The organism is Vibrio litoralis DSM 17657, from assembly GCF_000426765.1.
Lineage (GTDB): Bacteria > Pseudomonadota > Gammaproteobacteria > Enterobacterales > Vibrionaceae > Vibrio > Vibrio litoralis.
Map to the genome: position 1 here is coordinate 94,612 of NZ_AUFZ01000022.1, position 23,309 is coordinate 117,920.

Annotated in this window: 16 protein-coding genes; 4 read left to right on the plus strand and 12 right to left on the minus strand. The window is 39.9% G+C overall.

Features of this window, described 5'->3' with window-relative positions:
* Positions 1-32 precede the first annotated feature (32 nt).
* The 7 genes from K358_RS0109325 to malE form a co-directional block, all read right to left on the minus strand.
* Positions 33-938, minus strand: a complete 906-nt coding sequence (locus tag K358_RS0109325; RefSeq protein ID WP_083962793.1) for a DUF4434 domain-containing protein — start codon at positions 936-938, stop codon at positions 33-35.
* Entirely contained in the window at positions 860-3,916 is a 3,057-nt protein-coding gene (locus K358_RS0109330; protein ID WP_027696570.1) for an NfrA family protein, read from the minus strand. The genes K358_RS0109325 and K358_RS0109330 overlap by 79 nt, the downstream gene beginning before the upstream one ends.
* The gene (locus K358_RS18290) at positions 3,900-6,110 is read right to left on the minus strand and encodes a glycosyl transferase family protein (RefSeq protein WP_051241259.1); all 2,211 of its coding nucleotides are present in this window, start codon (positions 6,108-6,110) and stop codon (positions 3,900-3,902) included. The genes K358_RS0109330 and K358_RS18290 overlap by 17 nt, the downstream gene beginning before the upstream one ends.
* Positions 6,097-7,167: a non-hydrolyzing UDP-N-acetylglucosamine 2-epimerase gene (gene wecB, locus K358_RS0109340; RefSeq protein WP_038150027.1), complete on the minus strand. Its 1,071-nt coding sequence runs from the start codon at positions 7,165-7,167 to the stop codon at positions 6,097-6,099. The genes K358_RS18290 and wecB overlap by 14 nt, the downstream gene beginning before the upstream one ends.
* 293 nt (positions 7,168-7,460) lie before the next feature.
* On the minus strand, positions 7,461-8,351 hold the full coding sequence (gene malG, locus K358_RS0109350; RefSeq protein ID WP_027696572.1) for a maltose ABC transporter permease MalG: 891 nt from the start codon (positions 8,349-8,351) through the stop codon (positions 7,461-7,463).
* An 11-nt stretch (positions 8,352-8,362) separates the two neighbouring features.
* A complete protein-coding gene (malF, locus tag K358_RS0109355; protein WP_027696573.1) occupies positions 8,363-9,925 on the minus strand; it encodes a maltose ABC transporter permease MalF in 1,563 nt (520 codons plus the stop codon).
* A gap of 227 nt (positions 9,926-10,152) precedes the next feature.
* Positions 10,153-11,331, minus strand: a complete 1,179-nt coding sequence (gene malE / locus K358_RS0109360) for a maltose/maltodextrin ABC transporter substrate-binding protein MalE (protein WP_027696574.1) — start codon at positions 11,329-11,331, stop codon at positions 10,153-10,155.
* A gap of 525 nt (positions 11,332-11,856) precedes the next feature.
* On the opposite strand from malE, the gene malK reads away from it, so the two are divergent.
* The 4 genes from malK (at position 11,857) to K358_RS18295 (ending at position 17,667) form a co-directional block, all read left to right on the plus strand.
* Entirely contained in the window at positions 11,857-12,966 is a 1,110-nt protein-coding gene (gene malK / locus K358_RS0109365; RefSeq protein WP_027696575.1) for a maltose/maltodextrin ABC transporter ATP-binding protein MalK, read from the plus strand.
* Between the two features lie 599 nt (positions 12,967-13,565).
* The gene (locus K358_RS0109375; RefSeq protein WP_027696577.1) at positions 13,566-14,495 is read left to right on the plus strand and encodes a DMT family transporter; all 930 of its coding nucleotides are present in this window, start codon (positions 13,566-13,568) and stop codon (positions 14,493-14,495) included.
* A gap of 427 nt (positions 14,496-14,922) precedes the next feature.
* Positions 14,923-16,203, plus strand: a complete 1,281-nt coding sequence (gene lamB, locus K358_RS0109380) for a maltoporin LamB (protein ID WP_027696578.1) — start codon at positions 14,923-14,925, stop codon at positions 16,201-16,203.
* 93 nt (positions 16,204-16,296) lie between these two features.
* Positions 16,297-17,667 carry an alpha-amylase family glycosyl hydrolase gene (locus K358_RS18295; RefSeq protein WP_038150028.1) on the plus strand — a complete coding sequence of 457 codons (1,371 nt, stop codon included), beginning with the start codon at positions 16,297-16,299 and terminating at the stop codon, positions 17,665-17,667.
* Between the two features lie 69 nt (positions 17,668-17,736).
* Here the strand turns inward: K358_RS18295 and K358_RS0109390 are convergent, their stop codons facing one another.
* From K358_RS0109390 to K358_RS0109410, 5 genes are all read right to left on the minus strand, one after another.
* Positions 17,737-19,479, minus strand: coding sequence for an ABC transporter permease subunit (locus K358_RS0109390; protein WP_027696579.1), 1,743 nt, complete (start codon positions 19,477-19,479; stop codon positions 17,737-17,739).
* Between the two features lie 3 nt (positions 19,480-19,482).
* Entirely contained in the window at positions 19,483-20,997 is a 1,515-nt protein-coding gene (locus K358_RS0109395; protein ID WP_027696580.1) for an ABC transporter substrate-binding protein, read from the minus strand.
* Complete coding sequence (locus K358_RS0109400) at positions 20,987-21,820, minus strand: ABC transporter ATP-binding protein (RefSeq protein ID WP_027696581.1); 834 nt, start codon at positions 21,818-21,820, stop codon at positions 20,987-20,989. The genes K358_RS0109395 and K358_RS0109400 overlap by 11 nt, the downstream gene beginning before the upstream one ends.
* A 19-nt stretch (positions 21,821-21,839) precedes the next feature.
* Complete coding sequence (locus tag K358_RS0109405; RefSeq protein WP_027696582.1) at positions 21,840-22,601, minus strand: ATP-binding cassette domain-containing protein; 762 nt, start codon at positions 22,599-22,601, stop codon at positions 21,840-21,842.
* A 275-nt stretch (positions 22,602-22,876) separates the two neighbouring features.
* Positions 22,877-23,272: a DUF2391 family protein gene (locus K358_RS0109410; protein ID WP_027696583.1), complete on the minus strand. Its 396-nt coding sequence runs from the start codon at positions 23,270-23,272 to the stop codon at positions 22,877-22,879.
* Positions 23,273-23,309: the final 37 nt, after the last annotated feature.

Sequence of the window (23,309 nt, forward strand, 5' to 3'; positions counted from 1 at the left end):
ATATATGAATAAGTAAGTATTAGGAAGCTATATTAATCGCCCAGTTTCAATGGATTATTCAAAACGGGTAAGTAACGTAATGAGAAAAGACTGGATAGATGACAAGATGTATCACTTCGTACTTGTTGATACTCTTGTTTCGTCAATCTACTTGCGGAAAAATCGGTATCGTCCGGATTTTGCTTAAAAATCTCTTCTATTCTACCAATATTACAGTCTAATGAATTTAAATAATCTAACCTTGTTTCATCTTCTAAACTTCCAGTTCCAGCACCATCTTGAACAAAAACAATTAAGCCAATATCAGATAACTGTTGTGTCCACTCAGCCATTTCATCTGGAGTAATAGTGCCGGACATATACAAACTAATCATCACTGGGTGTTGATAAAATTTGAGTTGTTGGGCAAGCATCCGGTTGACCTGAGATCTCTGCTGTTTAGTCGAAAAATCATAATCGCTCAACTCTAGAGGGAAGTAAACTCCTTCAATATGTTTATCATGTTGATTTAACCATGGTTTCCAATTTTGATATTCTTGTTTCATGGTTAAAAAGTATTGATCAAGATAACGAGCTTGTTGATTTATATCACTATGGATAGCTTTAAAATAATTAGGATCTGAATACAAGCCAAACCATAAGGTAAGGTCATTTCCCAGAAGAACTTCGAACCGTTCAGCTAACCAACCAGTATTACCACCAAATTGTTCATCACCATACCGACTCCATTGAGTAATAACTCGGGTAATATTCTCTGTTGGCAATTGAGCAGAAAACCGCTGCCATTCTTGATCTGAAACGGATAAATCTCTATTTAAAGGTTGATAAAAAATGCCAACCTCTGTGCTTTTGCATCCTGTCAGAAGTAAGATGAAAATCGTAATAAAATAGAATCGTCGGAATCTGAAACATTGTCGCTGTCGAGTACATGTTGCCATTCTAAACCTACCTCTGAATTAACTTTAAACCCATCATAATGAGTTTTATACCATTCCCACGACCAGCTTAAACCAATACCTGCGAGTAAATCGGTCTGATTGTAATCTTCCAACTCGCTACTACTCCATTGAGTAAAAGCATAAGGGGTTATACGCTGTAAATTATTATCAAATGTTTTGAATGTTTCACCTGCTTCATAACGCCCATATAAAGAGTATTTGTCATTTGAAGTTAAGTATACTAAAGCATCCAGATATAAATTTTGATAAAACCAATGCGACCGATTATCTTTCCAACCTTTGCTCCAATTATCATTGGAAAAGATATCAGAGCTTACTCTTAAGTAAGGTCTTGTATAATCATTTCCATTTATTGATTGCTTTATACCAAGCTTAAAATAAGTGTTATGGAAAGATAATGGTTGAACTTGGTAGGCAAGGTCAGCTTCTGCACCGAAATCATCCGGACTATCTGTTAATCCACTTTGCAAGCTCGATATACTTATCGCACTTCGAGGAACCCAAGGGTCTTCAAAAGTATATAACCCTTCTTCATATAAAAAGAAATTTCCGTCTGTAGATGAAAAACCAGGAACCGTTTGAACACGACTCTCACCTATCCAACCTGCTACAGTAAATTTCCACCCCAAATCAATATCTCTATGAGCTTGTTGTAAATATTTCAATAGAGTTTGTTTTTGTTCAGTCATTGATCTTGCAGAGTAGACTTCATCAATAGCCGTCTCATACAATAATTTAGCTTTAACTTCATTGCCATTAAGACCAGATACTCTTGCATATTCAGAAAGTAGTATAGGATCAGAGTGATATTTCGAATATGTATACGCATGAGAAAGTAACGTTTCTGCTTGCTCTGTATTCTTATTAAGTAGAACGTAACCTAATTCACTACTGGAATCTCCTGTTCTATCTGTCACTAATACTTCATTAACCAAAGCATTTAACTTTTCTGTTTGCCCTGATTCTTGATAATGAAGCCCTATTTTCCTGACAATATCCGAGGAATGAGAAACTGAGAAGCCTTTCTCTAATCGCTGATATGCAAGTTCTTTGTTATCTAAATTATCGGCAATTTTAAAGCCTAGTAACCACCATTGGTCATTTTGTTTATTAAAATTTGTTTTTCTCCATAAAGAATCAGCCTGTTGCGTATACTCCATTTCATTTAATGTTGTAATATAAAGGTAACGGCTGTAATTATCTAAATTACTCAACTCAACATCTGACCAATATTGGTAGCTTTTGGAATACTGTGAGGCAATTGCATACCATTTAGCGATAATAATACGCTCCGCTTCACTAGAAGAAGGCGTTAAAGTTTCAACATAGAGATCGGCTGCAGCACGTGTATCTTGAGCCGAAATACAATAAGCTTCTGCTTGTTTTTTATAATCGTGGCGTGGTGATATATCTTGGCTCAAGTCATCACATTTTTTTTGGTTTTGCCAACTGGATGCTGGAATTTTACTTTCTAGTCTTAACTTAGTATTTAAAGTCTCTATAATTTGAACTGGAAATAAAGATACATCTTCATTAGCCAAAATTGCCACTCGTTGCACTAAATTATGACTAGTTAGAAATTCTGAAGATGAATATGAAAAAGATTCATTTAACATTTCAGCAGTTTCAATTTTTCTATTTGGTAAATTCAATCGAGTATAAGTAGCAAAATCCACATCAGAAAGAACATGTTCTTTTTGATATAAAGTAAACATCAAATCGCTAGAACGCAGGTAATCTCCTAAGTGGGAATAAGCATAAGCTAACGTTCGAGTATGGCGAGATAATAATCTATTGTTATCCAGTAACTCCGTAATTTCTAACCATTTTTGTGTGTTTGAGTAGTAAGAAATCAAAATATCTCGGCGTTTATTCTCATATAAAGGCGTTTGAAATTTAGTACTTCTTAATTCAGAGTAAGCTTGTAATTGTTCTGCGACGGTAAGCCATGTATAGGGTGTATTTTTAGGAGAACAGTGAGAAAAATTAATTTTAGCTTCTTTTATTAAATTGGATAAAGTCAAGTCAATCACTTTATTGAGGCAACTATCAATATTAGGTCCCTCTACTTCAAAATGGTTCAATTGGGTTGAACTGAGAGAATTGAGATAATCTCTTTGATTTTTCATCTCAGCTGTCAAAATGTTTGATTTATATAACCTATTAAGTTCACTTCTTGCTTCACTGAGTCGGCTGGCGTCTAATAGAGACGCAATGTAGCTTGCATAAATCTTTTGTTTCCCTTGTTTAGAGGGAATGTCTTTCACTATCACAAGCGCTTCTTGATCTTGCTCTAATGATAAGTATAGTGAAGCAAGGTATTCTAAGTCTTTATCATTTTCTTGATTATTTTTCTTAATATTTTTTAAGATGCTCAATGCCTCTGGGTATTTATTACTACCAGATAAAGCATAAGCTTCATAACGTTGCGCACCTAAATTCTTATATTTTGTTTGCTGATTTAAAGCCCAGTTTAAAGCAGATTGACGGCCTCTTACTTTTTCAATTTGATATAAGTGATTTTCATACCATGTTTGTGATTGAGTCTTCGATAATCCACTTGTCATTACATCGACTTCATGAGGCGTATATAACTTCCCTGACTTTGATTCCTTAATTCTAATTTCAAGTAAAAGGTTTCCACTATCTGGTTGCGGCAAACGCTCAACTAAAGCAATTAACTCTGAATCAGGTCTCCCTGCCAACAGACTCAATGTATAGGTGTACTTAATATAAGGTGCATGATTTGGGACAATAACTAAGGCTCGTTGCATTTCCTCTAGAGCTTCATTGTATTGTTTATCATTTTCATCTCGAAAGGCTTTATCAACATAAGGATAAGTACGAAAATGCTGGGAGTCTGTTAACCCTAAATAAATATCATCACTTGAAGAAAAAGCTTCAAAGCTTATGCACACAAAATACAATGTTATTAAGATCTTAGATAAAGATTTCATTGTTTTCCTTACTAAAAACTTCAATCAAACCTTTCATACTCTTTTGCTGTTCTTTTTGTAAGCTCAAAGCACGATCAACTTGTTGCTTCGTTATATATTGATGCTCAATTAAAAACTCACCAAAAGAAAGTGTTGACTCATTTTCAAAAGCTAATATCGCTTGATTTAATACTGCAGGTTCAATCAAGCGTTCAGATAGCAAACATCGACCTAATTGACTTTGTGAAGATAAGTAAATATCCATTATCCACTGAGTTTGATTATCTTTTATTTTTCCGTCACATAATGCTTGCTTAAGTAAATCATCTGGATTATCCGATTCTAAATTTAAATACCAATACCGTATTCCTACTGTAACCGCACCATTAGTTGTAATAACCCATTTAATAGGCCTTTTTAACCTTCTTTCTATAGCAGCCAGCCCCACAGGACTCAGGGGTGATTCTTTTCCTAAAACCAAAGTATCCCCTTCCAGTCGTAACGGAATAACAGAATATTTTAATGCTAATTTTTTTGGGAAAATTTCGATAAGAGAATGGTCTAATGTATATGGATTACAAGCCTCGTACATTGCTTCATTTTGTATTGCAATTGCACGGCTTAATGCATCATTTGACACTAATTTATTAGAAACTAAGTAACTTCCAATTAGCTGATTGGATGGACAGTTCAACAATGCCTCTTCTAATTCTTCAACCATAATATGGCCTGAATCAATTAATATTTGACCAATAGGTGTTTTTCTTGACTCTATTGATACTGAAGGGAAATCATGCGTTGTTTTGTCCCATGCGACTCTCCTAGGATCTCCTTGTTCAATAACCTGCCTTATCGCTCGCACATTGGCGGAAAAGTTAATAATTGTCCCCCAAAATAAACGTAACAAGGAGAGAGCTCCTTCCAAATAACCATAATATTGGCTAACAAAATAAAATCGTTGAAACAGCCGGTTTAAGAGTAAAAAAGTATTCACAACTAATAATGTTTTAGCCATTGCACCTTCAGAGATAATAGATAGAAAGTGGTAACTATTATCAAACAAAGAGTATAACCCTAACCCCAACATTTGAACTAAAAGTAACATTGCAATAAAGCCAACCGTATTATTTATAACACCTCGCCTATCTCTCCATAAAAAATAATTAATTTTCCAATCTTTTGTCCATTTATGATTTTTAAAGCCTTGGAATACAATCCCAATTATCCAACGACTTTTTTGCCTTACTGCTGTTGAATATGTAGTAGGAAAATACTCTCGAACACAAACCACACTTCCTTCGCGCATTGACACACCAAATGACTCCTCTTTTAAAGTCACCTGATCTTTGCCTATAACCGGAAAGCGTACAAAAACTTCATTCATTCCCCATTGCTTCAAACGAAAGCCTATATCGTAATCTTCCGTTAGTGATTGAACGTCAAAAGGTAAACCATCACCTTCGATTAAAAGCTTAAGTATTGCTTTACGACTAAAACAAGTACCAACACCAGCACTCGGCACTTGACCTGCAATAGCTTCACGTACGACAACATCTTTGCCATGTAGCTCAGCAAATTCATCAGCATAATGCCCCGGTGTCATTTGATACCACTTTCTTGTATATGGATAAACAGGTAATTGAATGAGATCTTTATTAGGTAATAGATAATTAAATAAGCGTAATTCCATGGAAGATAAGATATCTTCAGAGTCGTGCAAAATAAAGCCTGCGAATTCAACTTTTGCTTTTTTTTCAAATTCAATAATTGAACTAATCACATTATTTAAACAATCGGCTTTACTAGTTGGTCCTGGACGAGCACAAACAACTTTATGTACATTTGGGAATTTATCACAAACCTTATCTACATCTTGTTGTGTTTCAGGATCATTAGGATAAGTACCAACAAAAACTTGGTAGTTTTCATAATCTAGACGAGAGGCCGCCAATTCAGCCATTTTATCGATTACACCATGTTCTTGCCATGCAGGAACCATAATAGCTAAAGGTTGTTCTCTTTTTTCGTATAGTTCCGTAGCTTGTTTTCTTGAATATCGACGGTAAACGGTACTTCTGCGCCAAAATCGACGTAACCAATAATACATATCGATAAATAGGTCATCTATACCGCAAAGGCATAGAATAACCATCACTACGATTAAAATAAATTTCAGACCATATAAATAGCTGATGAAAGCATCAAAAATTGTCATAAAACACTCGTTTAATTTTATTTAAAATTATTTTAGATGCGTCCCCATTTCCATATGGATTAATTACATCGTTAGTCTTACCCAATTCCAGTAGTGATAACGCAGATTCAACAATTCTACTTTCATCTGTTGCACCTGATAAAAGAGATAGACCTAGGTGCAATGCTTCTGGTCTTTCCGTAGTTTCTCTTAACACTACTACTCTCGTACCAAAAGTTGGAGCCTCTTCTTGTATACCTCCAGAATCTGTCAATATAAGCGGTGCACTAAGTAATACTTGTTGTAATTCCACATAATCTAAAGGATCAACTACATCGACAAAATTACAGTCAGCAAGGTTGTCAATAACGGCCTGTTTAACTTTTGGGTTTGGGTGAGATGCAAATAAAAATTTCAAATCTGGTTTATGTTGTGCAAGATTTTTCAATGCCTTACAGATGGTTGGTATTGATTCCCAATTTTCTCGACGATGAGCAGTAACGAGTACTGTATTTCCTAGCTCTTGACTTAACACTCCACTCTCTATTAAGTACTTTTGAGCATCAATGGCTGTATTTCCAGTAACCAAAATTGCGGATTCATCAATACCTTCTTTTAATAAAGCTAATTTAGCGGACTCAGTAGGTGCAAAGTGTAAGTTCGCAATTTTTCCAACTAATGTGCGGTTAGACTCTTCAGGGAAAGGATGTTGTAAATTGCCAGAGCGCAACCCTGCTTCTACATGACCAATAATTGGAATATGATTATAAAAAGCAGCCATTGCTCCAGCAAGTGTAGAAGAAGTATCGCCATGCACTAAAACACATTGGTATTTTTTCGTATGTAATATATTTTCTACACTTTTCATTAAACCGCCAAGTAAATCAGTTAAACTTGAACCCTTTGGCCGATCTAACATATAAGTTGGTTTAATTGAAAAAACGTGAAATGTTTGTTCTGCTAACGAATCATGTTGACCAGTATGACACCAATCTACATTCATATCCTGCTCTTGAAATGCCTTATAAACAGGTGCCATTTTTATTATTTCAGGTCGCGTACCTGTTACAATTAACACATTTGATTCATTACATTTCCCTACCAACAAATGACAAAATTAAAACATCAACAATAAAAACAAAGAGTCAGACTCAAATTTCCAGGCATTATAATGTAACAATACCACGAATTGGTGACCGTAATCACACTTGTAATAAGTTTTATGTATCAATAAAGAGAAATCATCACAAATATTAATAAGCATCAATATGCCATCGTTTTTCGTAGATTTTACACTTACAAAAAATGCCGCAGACTCTCATCTGCGGCATTCATTTTCAGTTTGAATTTTTAATTCGAGGTGCGTTGTTACTACCCTTTCACACCACCCGCGGTTAAACCACCGACTAGGAACTTCTGAGCCAGCAAGAACACAATCGTAATAGGTAATGCAGATAACACAGCGGCTGCGGCAAAGTCACCCCACAGGTAGTTCTGAGGATACAAGTACTGTTGCATGCCCACTGCGAGGGTGTATGAATCAACATCTCGTAGTAGTAATGACGCTACCGGCACTTCGGTCACGGCTGCGATGAATGACAAGATAAATACTACCGCAAGAATTGGCACTGATAATGGCAGCAATACTAAGCGGAATGCCTGCCAAGGAGTTGCACCATCAAGCGCAGCCGCTTCTTCTAACGAATTATCAATCGACTCAAAGTAGCCTTTGATTGTCCATACGTGCAGTGCAATACCGCCCATATAGGCAAACACCACACCACCGTGGGTATTCAAGCCTAAGAATGGAACATAAGTACCTAGGCGATCGAACAGTGCATATAACGCGACAAGTGCTAGTACTGCTGGGAACATTTGGAAAATCAGCATAGAGCGCAAGATGACTGTTTTACCTTTAAACTTCATGCGAGCAAAGGCATACGCACAAGTCGTTGAAAGCACTACAATCCCAATCGCTGTTAAGCCGGCGACTTTCACTGAGTTCCAAAGCCATAACAATACTGGGAATGGTGGCTTAGTTACCGTGCCATCGGCGTGTACCACATCAAAGCCTAGTGCCAGTTTCCAGTGTTCTAACGATGGATTACGGGGGATCAAATCCCCAGCTGCGTAGTTACCTTCACGGAAGGAAATCGCAATCACCATCAAAAGTGGGAACATCATCAAAGCTAAGAAGATCCACATTCCAATATGCGTTGCCCAAACACGGTATTTCAAAGATTTAGGTTGAACCATAGCCATGTTGAATCTCCTTATTCTGTTTCTAATTTAGTGAACTTCATATTCAGTAGCGATAAGCCGCCCACTAATAAGAAGATAAGTGTGGCAATCGCACCCGCTAGGCCAAAGTCTTGACCACCAGCACCTTCAAACGCGATACGGTAGGTATAGCTCACTAATAAATCGGTATGACCGGCAGGAACGCTGGTGCCAATCATATCTGGCGCACCGTTAGTTAATAATTGAATCAGTACGAAGTTATTGAAGTTAAAGGCAAAGCTGGCGATTAATAACGGCACCATAGGTTTCACTAATAACGGCAATGTGATTTTCATAAAGTTATCAATTGGGCCTGCGCCATCCATTGCTGATGCTTCATATAAATCATCTGGAATCGCTTTTAACATCCCCATCGCTAGAATCATCATGTATGGGTAGCCTAGCCAAGTATTAACAATAATGATCATGGTTTTGGCAAGGAACGGGTCGGTAAACCAAGCTGGGCTCAAGCCAAACAAGCCTTGTAATAATTGGTTGATCTCACCAAAGCTTTGGTTAAATAAGCCTTTGAATATCAATATAGAAATAAACGCTGGTACGGCATAAGGTAGAATCAATAGCACACGGTACATCCCGCGGCCTTTCAACGCTTCCCAAGAAACGATTTGCGCTAAAATCACGCCCATTGCCAAAGTCAGAACCACGGTTGCTGCTGCGAATACTACTGTCCAAACAAAGATTTTAAAGAATGGCCCTTGAATACCTGGGTCACTGAAAATACGGGTGAAGTTGTCAAAGCCGATATTAACGATAAAGCCCGGTGTGATGTAGTCACCAATAAACTGACCATCTGCATCAACCGGTTGGTAATAACCAATTTCATAGTTTGGCTTCAACACTTGTTCAGTTTGGTTATTGACTAAGGTTTCACCGTCAGCATCTAAGCTATAAAGCGGTTGTACTTGAGCAAATTTACGCAAGCCCGACATCACTAACGCTTCACCGTCCGGTGTTTTTACTTCAAGTTGATTTAACACATTACGGTTTTGGATCACCGTTTTTAATGGTGCTTTTTTACCCGGCAACTCTGTCGTAGGCATTAAATCAAGATGCCCTTCTAGCTGCTCAACAGAGCCATCCGATAAGGAGATAGGCTGAGAAACCAACCACTGATCACCTTGCTGTAGTGCTAATGAGTACACATCATCATGTTGGCGAAGATCAAATTTGTAGCTATCTCCACTTTGGAAACTTTGCTCAAGCAATACGCCTTGAGTTCGTTGGAAGCTAAGCTGATTGGAACCGCTGTAGTTAGTAAATGCCAGTCCAATGGTATAAATTAGCGGAAAAATAATGAATAAGATCATGCCCGCCACGCCAGGGTAGATATAGCGGTGAGCATAAGTTCGCTTACGAGCAAAAATGTATACGCCCATCGAAGCCAATACTAAAGTCAGTAATGCGAAAGCGAACTCACCGCGCGCATACATCAATACAATCGCATAGCCATTCAAAAGGGTAACAGCTGAAAGCACGAGAGTTTTCAACCAAGGAAAAGGACGAGGCTCAGAGTGTGGAGCTAGACTAGATGACATAATATTCGCAGACATATTAAATTCCGTTTCTGTATCGAGTTCACATGCCACATTAGGTTGCATAATAAAACTCGAAAGCTTTTGAAACTGCATAAGTGAAACGCTTTAACGTACACTATTCATGGGCTGAAAATATAAGACCCAAATTAAAGCAGACGGATAACTTACAAAATTGAGGGAGGAGAGATTTCCCTCCCTCACAATCCTCAATTGAGGACAATTTGACCTTATTTGGTCATGCGCTCCGCAACGGTATTTAGCGCTTCTTCTACTGATTGACGACCATTTACCACATTGCCAATCGCTGCTTTCTCTGCATACCAGAAGGCAGACATTTGAGAAATATTTGGCATGATTTCACCCGTTTCCGCATTCGCCATAGTGGCAGCAATGCGTGGGTCTTTCGCCAATTCATCTTGGTAAGATGTTAATGCAACGGCACCTAGTGGCGTATCGTCATTCACCGCTTTCAAGCCATCGCGAGTCAGCATGTAGTTTTCAATAAACTCAACCGCTAAATCTTTGTTTGGTGATGCTGAGCTAATGCCCGCCGTTAAAACACCGACAAATGGTTTTGAAGGATTACCATTAAACATTGGTAGTTTTGCTACACCGTAGTTGATGCCAGCTTTATCAATGTTTGCCCAAGACCAAGGGCCATTGATAGTCATCGCCACTTCGCCTTTGTTAAAGCCAGATTCTGCAATGGTGTAATCTACATCTGGTGAAATAACATCTTGATCAACTAAGCCTTTCACAAAACTCATCGCATTTCGCGCGCCTTTGTTATTTACGCCGACATCTTTTGGATTGTACGCGCCATTTTCAAACTTAAATGCGTAACCGCCATCAGAGGCTAGAACTGGCCAAGTAAAGAAAGGTTCAGATAAGTTCCACATGATCGCTTTTTTGCCATCTTTTTGCAGCTGCTTATCTAGTGCAGCAATATCTTCCCAATTCTTTGGCGGAGTCTTAACAAGGTCTTTGTTATAAATAAGAGATAGAGACTCTACCGCGACAGGATAACCAATGTACTTACCTTCATAAGACACCGCATCCCAAGTGAAATCTGCAAATTTTGATTTAAAGTCTGCCGATGGTTTTACTTCTGCAAGTAAGCCCGATTGAGCATAGCCGCCAAAACGGTCGTGCGCCCAAAGAACAATATCAGGACCATCGCCAGTAGAAGCCAATTGAGGAAACTTCTCTTCGAGTTTATCTGGGTGAGATACCGTTACTTTAATGCCAGTATCTTCTTCAAACTTTTTACCTACTTCAGCAAGGCCGTTATATCCCTTATCACCATTGATCCAAATGGTAAGTTGACCTTCTTCAATAGCAGCATGTGCACTAACACCACTTAAGGCTAGGCTACATAAAATGGCAGTGTTGAGGACTTTTTTCATTTCCATGATCCTTTCTATTGTTCTTATTTAAGTGCTACGGGCGTCGAAACAAAAAATGTAGGGTTCGTAACACATGACATACCTTTAATAGGCAAGCAGCCAAGTTTTGGTATGGAAAAATAATGCGATAATTCCTACCCGCCTACATCCTCCTAACTTCTACGCCCCCCGCCAACAAACTGACTTTTGTGACCTAGATTCACAATATTTTTTATCCCAAGCGAAAAATGGACAATAAACGTGAGCGGGCGCACATCATACTCCTGTCTACGCGGCCAATTTGAATCTCAATAAAAAAGTGTGATCTATGCACTCATCCCCCTACGTCCACCAAAAATTAAATGTAGAGGGATGAGGTTTATTGGTGTGTTTTGGGTAAGATAAGTCTCATAGTCGCTTTTTACATTGCAAGAGAGAATGTAAATGACGCAGGAATAAACAATATGTTTGGATGATAGAAAACTTTTAACATTCATTATCTAGACATTGGAAATCTATTAGAAAAATAATCAGAAGGAAGACCAGATGACGAGTGTGACTCTACGAAAAGTTTGTAAGGCGTACGGAGACAACCTCATTTCTAAAGACGTGGATTTGGAGATCCAAGACGGCGAGTTTGTGGTCTTTGTCGGTCCATCAGGTTGTGGTAAATCCACCCTACTACGTTGTATTGCCGGTTTAGAAGATATTACTTCTGGTGAGCTTTTCATCGGCGATACCAAAATGAATGACGTACCACCTTCTGAGCGTGGTGTCGGAATGGTATTCCAATCTTATGCTTTATACCCTCACTTAAACTTATTCGACAACATGTCATTCGGTTTGAAGCTGGCTAAAGAAGACAAAGTAAAAATCAAGTCTCGCGTTGATCATGCAGCGGATATTCTGCAACTTGGTCACTTACTTGAGCGTAAACCTAAAGCGTTATCAGGTGGTCAACGTCAACGTGTGGCGATTGGTCGTACTTTGGTCGCGCAGCCAGAAGTTTTCTTATTAGATGAACCGCTTTCTAACCTAGATGCCGCCCTGCGTGTACAAATGCGAATTGAACTGGCCAAACTGCATAAGAAACTTGGCTGTACCATGATCTACGTAACGCACGATCAGGTAGAAGCCATGACCATGGCCGATAAAATCGTCGTATTAGATGGCGGTAGTGTCTCGCAAGTTGGTAAACCATTAGAGCTTTATCACTATCCTAAAAATCGTTTTGTCGCAGGCTTCATTGGTTCTCCCAAAATGAACTTCATCAATGTCCAAGTGAAAGAAGTTGAACCAGAACGCGTGAAAGTAGAACTGGCAAGCCAAGCGGCATTCTGGATCCAAGTTGATGGTTCAACGGTTGAAGCAGGCGCTCGTATGTCACTCGGCGTTCGCCCTGAGCATTTATTGCCAAGCGGTGAAGGTGATGTGGTGATTCAAGGTAAAATCCAAGTGGTCGAGAAACTAGGTAATGAAACTCAAGTTTACCTAAGCCTTGATCATGTTGATGCTGATTTCATCTACCGTGAAAGTGATACTCTAGACGTCGATTCTGGCGATACTTTCCAAATCGGTATTCCCGCTCACCGCTGCCACCTATTCCACAGCGACGGCCGTGCATGTAAGCGCCTATTTAAAGAACATGGCGTGTAAACTGTCTCACTTAAGGTATACAAGAACCTGACAGAAGCTAACTGAGTTAAATTTTTTATCGTAATGCCTTTGCCCCAGTCATAGTTTTGATCTGGGGATTTTTTTTACTTTCTCAATACCTTTTTCATCGGCTGGCAGACTAGGAGCAAAAAGCTTATTGAAAAGGCGAGACCGGCTGCACTTAAAACATTGAGCTGACCATAATTTATGAATAAAAAATGAGCGCCAGGACCAACAAAAAATATTGAATAAAAATAGACAGAAAAAGGTCTTAACTCCTGAGTGCACTTTTTACACCTGATGGGTTTACTAGGTTGCAGTACTGTTTTTTCCCGTACTGAAATAGAACCACCACAATTTGGACACTTAAACATCCTCACCTTCTCCCTATACATTAATGATGTTACTTGAGTATAAAGAGTTGAGAATAGCAACAAGCCAAAGCTGAACGAATGACACCACCATACTTTCCGAGTCAGCTCGACTTATCAAGAAACAAGGAGTAACTGACTCCATTATCAATAAGATACAGGATGTCGCTATATTTCCTTTACTTGTTTGTTATTATACCCTTTATCTTTATCTCTTTTGGGCACACCATGAAGCAAGCTTCTGACAACATTTTCACGCGTCTTCCTATCGTTTTTTCTATCGCAATTTTATGTACTCTTTTATGGGGTAGTGCTTATCCGGCGATCAAAACTGGTTATGCATTATTATCAATTGAAGCACATGATGTGGCGTCACAGATGGTGTTTGCGGGGCAACGTTTCTTCTTGGCAGGTGTGTTTTTATTCGTCATTGCGCGTATTATGAAAAAGCCAAGCATGGAAATGACGCTGCCGAAATTTAGCCAGCTGGCAGCATTAGGCTTGAGTCAAACCACGTTACAGTACATCTTCTTCTATATTGGTTTGGCGTACACCACGGGCGTGAAAGCGTCGATCATGAATGCAACGGGTACATTTTTTAGTGTGCTTTTAGCGCATTTCATTTATCAAAATGATCGCTTAACCCATCGTAAAGCCCTGGGTTGTGCAATTGGTTTTTTAGGCGTGTTTATTGTTAACTTTCATAGCTCATTGCTTGATTTTCAGTTTAGCTTAGCGGGTGAAGGTTCAATTGTTGTAGCGGCGTTCTTCCTCGCTTCAGCTTCTATTTACGGCAAGCGTCTATCACAAAAAATGGATGCGATGCTGATGACTGCATGGCAGCTGGCAATTGGTGGCGCGGCATTGTTGGTGATTGGTTATTTGTCTGGTGGTCACAGTGGCGAGTTTCATTTTTCGAGCGTGTTATTGCTGATTTATTTAGCTCTACTGTCTTCGGCGGCCTTTGCCCTGTGGAGCATTTTACTCAAGCATAACCCTGTTGGTATGATCACCATCTTTAACTTTTTAATTCCGATTTTCGGTAGCTTATTATCCGCACTATTCTTAAATGAAAGTATTTTAGAATGGAAAAACCTAGTGGCCTTGATGCTAGTGTGTTCGGGGATTTACCTAGTCACTCGCGGTAAGCGTCAATAACTGCTAGCTCCCCTTTGACACTCATTTTCCGTGAATAGCACAACGTTAATTTCATGCTATTCACGGACAAAATCAACAAACTACTCCTTAATATCTAAAATCCAACTCTGTTCACAAATCCCGATTATTTGAGCGAAAGATCTCATTTTCTTGGGGCCTCATTAGTCTTATCTTGCTTCAAATCTCATTCTGCGAAGCCTTACTTTGCACCGAGTGTGATCGGCACACTCATCCTTTATTCCTACTCCCCCTACGCCCTTATTTCGGGAGGATGTGAGTTCGCCTCACTTCTCGCAAAATTGCTTCATCGCTGAATGATTCAAATAAAAGCTCATTAAAAGCCGCCACACATTCAGAGAGCCAATCGCTTCACTAGCTTAACAACATAGCCGGTGAGCAAGATGAAACAATATAAAGGATTAATAACATGAAAAACCTCAAGGTCTGTTTAACTGCTGCTGCCGTTTCCTCTGCGTTACTTGCTCCTACTGCAATGGCGGTAGGTGTCGATTTCCATGGTTATATGCGTGCTGGTGCTGGCGTGAGTGCACATGGTGGCGCAAATGAATCATACGAAAGAAATAAAGTCGGTCGTCTTGGTAACGAAGATGATGTTTACGGGGAAATCCAACTAGATACCACACCGATTAAAGCCGGTGACAGCGCTGAGTTCATTGTAAGCTCAATGATCGCTTACGGCTCTGATGGTTCAAACGGTTGGGAATCGGCTCGTGATGACGACAATGGTGCAGATGTTGCGCTTGCCCAGTTTAACGTTCAGGCCAAAGGCTTATTTGAATTCGATAAAGAAGCGACACTTTGGGCTGGTAAACGTTACTACCAACGTCAAGATATTCACATTACTGACTTTTACTACTGGAATACCTCTGGTGGCGCAGGTGGTGGTATTGAAAATGTCACAGCTGGTCCAGGTAAAATCTCATTTGCTTTCATGCGTGATGATGCACTTGGTACTGACCTAGGGGTTGATATTGATGGTGATGGTGTTAATGACAACCAAAATGTCAACGTTAACAACTTTGATCTACGTTATGCCGACCTAGGTTTATGGCAAGATGCAACATTAGAGCTTGGTGTTAACTACTACATGGTTAACGAAACTGACGAGCAAGATAATGCTGGTGTTGAAACCGAAGACAGCGTCATGGCAACTGCGGTGATCACTCAAGGTAACTTCTTCGGTGGCTTCAACAAAACTGTGTTCCAATTTGCGACAAACGGTGCAGCATCAGGCATGGCTGGACTAGGTTCAGGTAGCTGGATCCCTGCCATTTCAGATGGGGATACGGGCTTCCGTGTGATTAACTTCGGTGTGGTAGATTTAAGCGAGAACTGGGATTTCGGTCACCAAGTGATGTACGCTCAAAGTTCATACGAAGGAAATAAAGAAGACCATTCTTTTGCCAACGCTGTTGTGCGTCCAATCTATAACTGGTCTGAAATGATGAAAACTGAGTTTGAAGCGGGTTACTACACGGAAGAAAATCAGTGGGGAACCGATGGTGCTGACAACGAAGGTGCTAAATTCACCGTCGCTCAAGCATGGACTGCTGGCTCTGGTTTCTGGGCTCGTCCTGAAATCCGTGTTTACGCCTCTTATGTTGATGATTTCAAAAACGACGACCGCTTTGGTAGCGACCAATCGAATGAGTTTTCAGTTGGTATCCAAGCAGAAGCATGGTGGTAATGCAATCGCTTTAGCTTAATTCACAACGCCGGCGATAATGCTGGCGTTGTGCATTTTTTCTTTTTCTATTCTTATATAAATTAAAGAGGCATTATGTCTGTATTCACAAATCAATCTGTCACTGCAACGCCTGCAGTTTCTTCTGCCGATGTGATTTTACATGCCTTTGATTGGTCGTATCAAAAAGTGGCCAGCGAAGCCGAGCGCATTGCTCAACTAGGCTATGATTCTGTTTTAGTTTCTCCAGCGATGACATCACCCAACCATTCTGAATGGTGGAACCGCTATCAGCCGCAAGATTATCGTGTGATTAATAGCCCACTAGGCAATACACTTGATTTTATCTCGATGCAAAAAGCCTTATCCAAACATGGCATTTCGCTTTATGTGGATGTGGTGTTTAACCATATGGCCAATGAATCTCAAGTACGTAGTGACCTCACCTACCCTAATCCACAAACCATGGCAGACTACCAAGCTAAAGCGGAACACTTTGAATCTTTAAAGCTGTTTGGCGATTTATCTCAGCCATTGTTTACCGACGAAGATTTTGAACCTGCCTTTCCAATTACTAATTGGTTAGATGCTAAGGATGTGCAAAAAGGCCGACTCAGTGGTAGCGATACCGATCCCGGCTTGCCTACATTAGCGCCGACTGACAATGTAGTGGCTTGCCAGCAAGCTTACTTACAAGCGTTGAAAAACTTGGGCGTTGTTGGCTTTAGAATCGATGCTGCAAAACACCTTTCACCAGAACATATTGCTAAAGTGTGGACTGAAGACATCTGTGAAGGCGTGAAAATATTTGGTGAGATCATTACCGATGGCGGCGAAGGCAAAGCCGAATATGAAGTCTTTTTAAAGCCGTTTATTGAGAGCACCACATTTGATGCCAATGACTTCCCGTTATTCCATCGTTTATTAAATGTCTTCAAACATGATCACAGCATGACTTCGCTGTTAAATTTACATCAGCAAGGACAATGCCTAGACGATAAACGCGCGATTACTTTTGCGGTGACCCATGATATTCCTAATAACGGTGTGTTTCGCAATCAAATGCTATCGCCACAACAAGAACAATTGGTTTACTGTTACTTACTCGGTTGCAGCGATGGCGCACCTTTGATCTATACCGATTTAAACACCAGTAACGATCTAGATGCATTAGGCTACCCTAGATGGGAGCAAAGCTGGCACGACACTAGCCTGATCAAGATGATTCAGTTTCATAAGCAAGTACATGGCTCGCCAGTGCAAGTCCTAGAATCAACCGATGATGTATTGGTTATTTTGCGAGGAACGGAAGAAAAGCCAATTGGCGTAGTGGCGATTAATAAAGGCTCTGAAGAATGTCATATCAGTCTACCAACGAATCGATTTAATGTGTGGCTAGGTGGTGATGATCTACTACGTCAAACGCTCACCCTGCCTGCTCAGTCTGGGATTATGTTGTTGGCCTAAAGAATAATTTGCAGTCAATATATTGAAATAGACAAAAATAAAGCCAGAGTACGAAACTCTGGCTTTATTTTATTCATCAAACATCAAGTTAATTGCAATTGATATTAAAACCAAACCACATATGGGGAATAAAACCGCTTGTGGAGCACGTTCGATGTAAGGTAAATTTTCCGCAATTAAGAGCCCCCATTCAGGCTCTGGCGGTTTTACTCCTAACCCAATGAAACTTAATGAGGTTAAACTTAAAGTAATAACTGGAAAGCGTAATAATGCATGTCGAATCAGTGGCGGTAAGACATACGGAAGTATATAAAAACGTAGTAATTGAAACTTCTCCACCCCCCAAGTTGGGGCTAAGTGAGTATAAGGCTGTGCTTTCGCTTCTAAAATTAAGCTAGAGCAATGTGCTGCAAGTGGTGCCCAAGATACCAATACGATAGCAATCAATGCACTATCAGGATTCATTCCCGTTAACCCTGCAATTAATAGCCCGGCAACAATATAAGGTACACCTTTAGTTATTTCGATAAATCCTTGACTAAATCGAGTCACAAACCCTAGGCACAGACCAAGAAGAAAACTCAATATCGTTGCCAGTAACCCCATTTGGATCGTCGATAACATGCCACTACCAATTCTCGCAAATAAATCTCTCCCTAATGCATCTGCACCAAATGGAATCACCATAGAGGGCCGCTCTAAACGAGAAAACTGAATTAGATAAGGGTCTCGAAATAAAGCCAATATAATACAACATGCTAATAGGCTAAATATTCCAACACTGATTATACGCTTAGTCTTACTTTGAGTAAGTCGAAAATGGCTATGTGTACTTATTAACTTCCCACTTTTGATACTATGACCGAGTAAATAGCGCTGAAGAATGAGACTTCCACTGCTAATAAACATCGAAAATACCAGTAATATTAATAAACCACCTTGCAATAAGGGAAGGTCTTGAGATTTCGCAGCTCCTAAGATTAAACGTCCAATTCCAGGAATCGAAAAGATCTGCTCAACCGCAACCGCTCCCCCGGTTAAACCAATCACAATCATTGCAATTTGTGGTAATAAATTACTGATAACACGCCAAAGTGCAAACCGTAATATTTGCCACTGAGTAACATTGGCAGATAACCAAGTAAGCACCCAAGGCTCAGCTAGAACTCGTTTTAAACTGTCATTCAATAATCGACTAAGTAAGCCTGTTGCAGGTAAAGCTAGAGCGAACCCCGGTAACCATAAATTTTGTATACCTCCCCAACCATAAGGTGGAAACCAACCTAACCAAATAGCAAAAGCAAGAATCAATAAAGACGCGAGCACGTATTCTGGTAATGATATCAGTACGGAACTCAAGCTATTATGTCCTCCGTATTGACCCGATATCCGGTTAGACCGCCATTTTTTAACCGTGTAGAGAACGCTTACCGCACACATAAATAATGTAAAACTGAAAGCACTTATCATGAGAAGCAGTGAGGTTTTAGCTGTCTGTAAAATACTTTGACTCACGGATGAACCATCTACCCATGACCCACCGAAATCCCCTTGTAGAGCCAGCAATAACCAATCCCATAAACGCTGCAAAGCGCTACGATTGAGTTGTAAGTCATCTTGAATTGCTTGCAAAGCTTCAGCCGTCATGAGTTGTTGAGCCCCTGCCCACGCTCGTAGAATTGATTGGGCTGGATCAATGCCTGCAATTTCTGGCATTAAACCAATCAATACCACGACCCCCGCTAAAGACAACAAGCGAGATACCCAAGGCATGGACATACTCAAACGCGAGCTCATAGCAACTGACAACATTCCTTATTTCACCTCGGTAAGCTGATCAATTAAGCGGCGCTCACGTGGAGCTCGTTGAACATGATTCATTCGACTACTTTCTCCCTGAATGACTCGTTCATGCAGTAATGGAATAGCGGCATATTGCCCTAGGATTTTATTTTCAGCAGCGATGATAGCCTGTTGTCGTAACTCACCTAGTGGTTGACGGTCAGCATATTGCAACGCTTCATCAACTTCTTTTGAACAGAATTGACCGAGATTAAAAGAGCCCTTACAACCAAAATCACTTTGCATATATGCAACTGGGTCACCTGAATCCAACACAGTTGCTCGAGATAACAAGAATGCATCAAATTTACCAGAAAGAGCATCATTTTCGATTTGAGCATACTCGCGAATATCTAGCTCAACCACAAAACCTGCTGCTTCTAATTGCTGTTTAAGTAACGTCGCCACTTCTGGTAATTCAGCTCTATCGGTAAATGTACCAATGGTAATTTTTTCTCCATGAGCTCGACGTAATTCCTTGGTTTCTACTAATGGCTGCTTATCACGAATAGGTGCTGCCCATGCTAGTGCTGGCCCTAACAAGCCTTTTGCTATATCCGCATGGTTTTCATAAACCGTATTAATAATTTGCTGACGATCAACCGCTTGAGCAGCGGCTTTGCGTAATTTAAATTGACTGAAAACTGGCGATTGATTATTCAAATACAATGTATTGGTGCGAGGCATCGCGACCTCATGTAACTGTGTTGAATCCATCATTGCTATTTGTGAAACGGGAACAGACTCAACCACATCGGCTTCACCGGTTCTTAATGCAGCAGCGCGAGCAAACCCATCTGGCACGTATTGAGCAAAGATGCGTTCTACTTTGGCCTTTTCGCCCCAATAGTTATCGTTACGCACTAGTTTTGCGCTTGTTTGCCCATTAATTTCAGTCAGTATAAACGGCCCTGTTCCCGCTTTAATTGGGCTCACACGACCATTATCTTGATAAGCCACTTGAGAAATAATTGCTAATTGAGGACTGGATAAGCGACCAGGTAATAAGGGGTCATTAAACGTTGTTTGAATTTCAACCGTAAAATCATCTAAAGCCTTAACTTCCCAGTCAATACCATCAAGAATTCTTGGTTTAGGCGCGGCATCTAGCGCTTTTTGTAGCGAGTAAACAACAGCGCTAGCATCTAACTTAGAACCATTATGAAACTGAACACCTTGACGTATCGTAAATTGCCACTTCTTTTCATCAACTTGTGTCCATTTGGTGGCAAGCATTGGCTCGGCATCAGATTGATCATTCAAGTTAATTAATGTTTCAGCTGTACTCCAACGCGATAACTTAAAGGCATCATCAGACAAAGGAGATAAGCCCGTTCTCGGCGGTTGCATCATTGCAAGGCGAATTTCAGAAGTCGTTTGATTCGCCTTAGCATCATTTGATATATCTTCATCTTTTGAGTCAAAACAGCCTGTTAACATGGTGCTCGCCGCAAGTAATGCAAGCAACTTATGAGGATTAAATTTCATATACGATCTCTTTATTCCATTGAGTAAATTTATGATTTTTATTTTGGGCATTCAGTAACGCTTGAGTCATTGAATGTTTTGAGTTTGTTTTTAAGCCTTTTGCATTGTGGCGATCGACGACTTTTCCGTTTTCTAATACTAAAATTTCATCACATAAATCTTGTGCTGCGCTCAAATCATGAGTGACCAAAATTAAACGCATGCAACGCGACTTTTGTAGATGTTTGAGTAAATTAAGAATTTGCTTTCGGCTCACAGGATCAAGACTGCTGGTTGGTTCATCGGCTACCAACACACAAGGTTCAACGATTAAAGCTCTAGCGATGGCAACGCGTTGAGCTTGGCCTACTGATAATTGTTGAGGAGAACATTCCAATAAGTTGAGATTTAACCCAACATCATTAAGTACCTGTTTGATTTTTTTATCTGCATCTTGCATAAGCCCAAGGTTTTTCAAAGGCTCTAATAAAATATGATAAACGGTATAGTGAGGGTTGAGGCTCGATTGAGGCTCTTGTGGGATCAATTGAATATGTTGGCATAATTGTCTGCGCTGCTCAGACGAACATGCTGACAAAGAAAAACCACAAACAAATACTTCACCTATAGTGGGTTGACGGAGCCCAAATAATAATTCGATTAAGGTTGATTTCCCTGCACCTGAAGGGCCAACAATCGCTAAATTATTCTTCTCAACGACCAAGTTTAAGTTATCGACTGCTTTAAACACCTTACCACCTAGCCAGCGAGCTCCTGACCAATAATGGACGCTCACCTGCTCAAAGCGAATTTCGGCTGACTCTGCCTTAATGTGATTATGCAAAACTTAACTCCAAGGGGCGCTAAAGCATGAGTTGCGCAAGCTGCTGACAAAAAGGATGTCCACTCGCTGTAATCGCCTTTGACGGCTCACCATAAGCCACTACCTGGTGATCTGCGATAACCAAAATCTTATCGCAAGCTAATGCTGATTTAAGATCATGGGTAATTAACATGCCGCAGATGTTGCGTTGCTTAACATTGAAATGCAGTAATTCCAGAATCGTTGATTCCGTGATGGGATCAAGCGCACTGGTAGGTTCATCCGCTATGATTAAATTCGCATTTCCCAATAATGCAATGGCAATACAAATTCTCTGACGTTGACCACCTGATAATTGGCTTGGACGCTTAATTAGCGCAGCGCTTGGATCAGAAAACCCTAGCTGAATAAGAAGTGTATTTATAACGTTATGATCACATGAATTTAAGCGAGTTTTATTCCCAGTTAAAGCTAAGCAAAGTTGCTGCCCAATTGAAGCCAAAGGGTTTAATGCCTGTAATGCATCCTGAAAAATAATAGCAGGACATTCTATAGCAGTACGTTGAAGCATCGAAATATCGCCGACACTACGGCCATTCAAATGAATATTTCCATGTAGCGGCATATCAGGAGGGAGAAAACCTGCTACTGCTTTGGAAAGCATAGATTTACCAATGCCAGAGGGCCCCATGACTGCCAGCATTTCTCCTGCAAATATCTCCAAAGAAAGATCCTTAAAGATCGGGCCTCTTAAACTTGAAAGAGACAAATGTTCGATAGTCAGTATTGGTTGGGGTTTCATGTAAAACTCAGTAAATTGATATGATATAACATAACAACAATAACATGTATCTTTACCAAAGAGAATGCTTGATATCATTGGTTATCGCGTGGTGTTAACCAAATAAACGCATTTTTTGTCTTATCTGAATTAAATAAGCGGATATAAATAAAACGGTTAGAAATAAAATTAAAGTGACCATTGATGAGTTTCGAATAGAATGAGTCGTCACTATTCCGATGAAAACGCCTAGTACGGTGTGGTTTAAATAATGGCAAAAACTATTATTTTACTCGTCACTCTTTATCAAAACTATCCACCACTATCGCGCCCATGGAGGCTGGCATAGCAATTAAAATTAATCGTTTGAATGCCAATAATGGTTCGGTTTGTAGCGGTAATTTGTCTAGAGAAAACAATACTAACGCCACCACAAAAATAGTGAGTAGGTAGGCAATGACGATACGCAGAATAAACGCTGACATGCGGCGTTTCACATCACTTTGGAATACGCTTTGATAGGCAAAGAAACCAAGGAAGATTATTGAAATAATAAATAGCATTATCACATTTTCCAATGGTAACGTTTTGCTTAAATCCCACGCTTCTTCCGAAAATGAAATAGGAACCGCCAACGTAAACGCACCAATAATCACTTGGCTTGCATCTTCAAGATTAAAATTCAGTTTCATCAAGCGACTCTTTAGTGATGGCATTATACGGACTTCC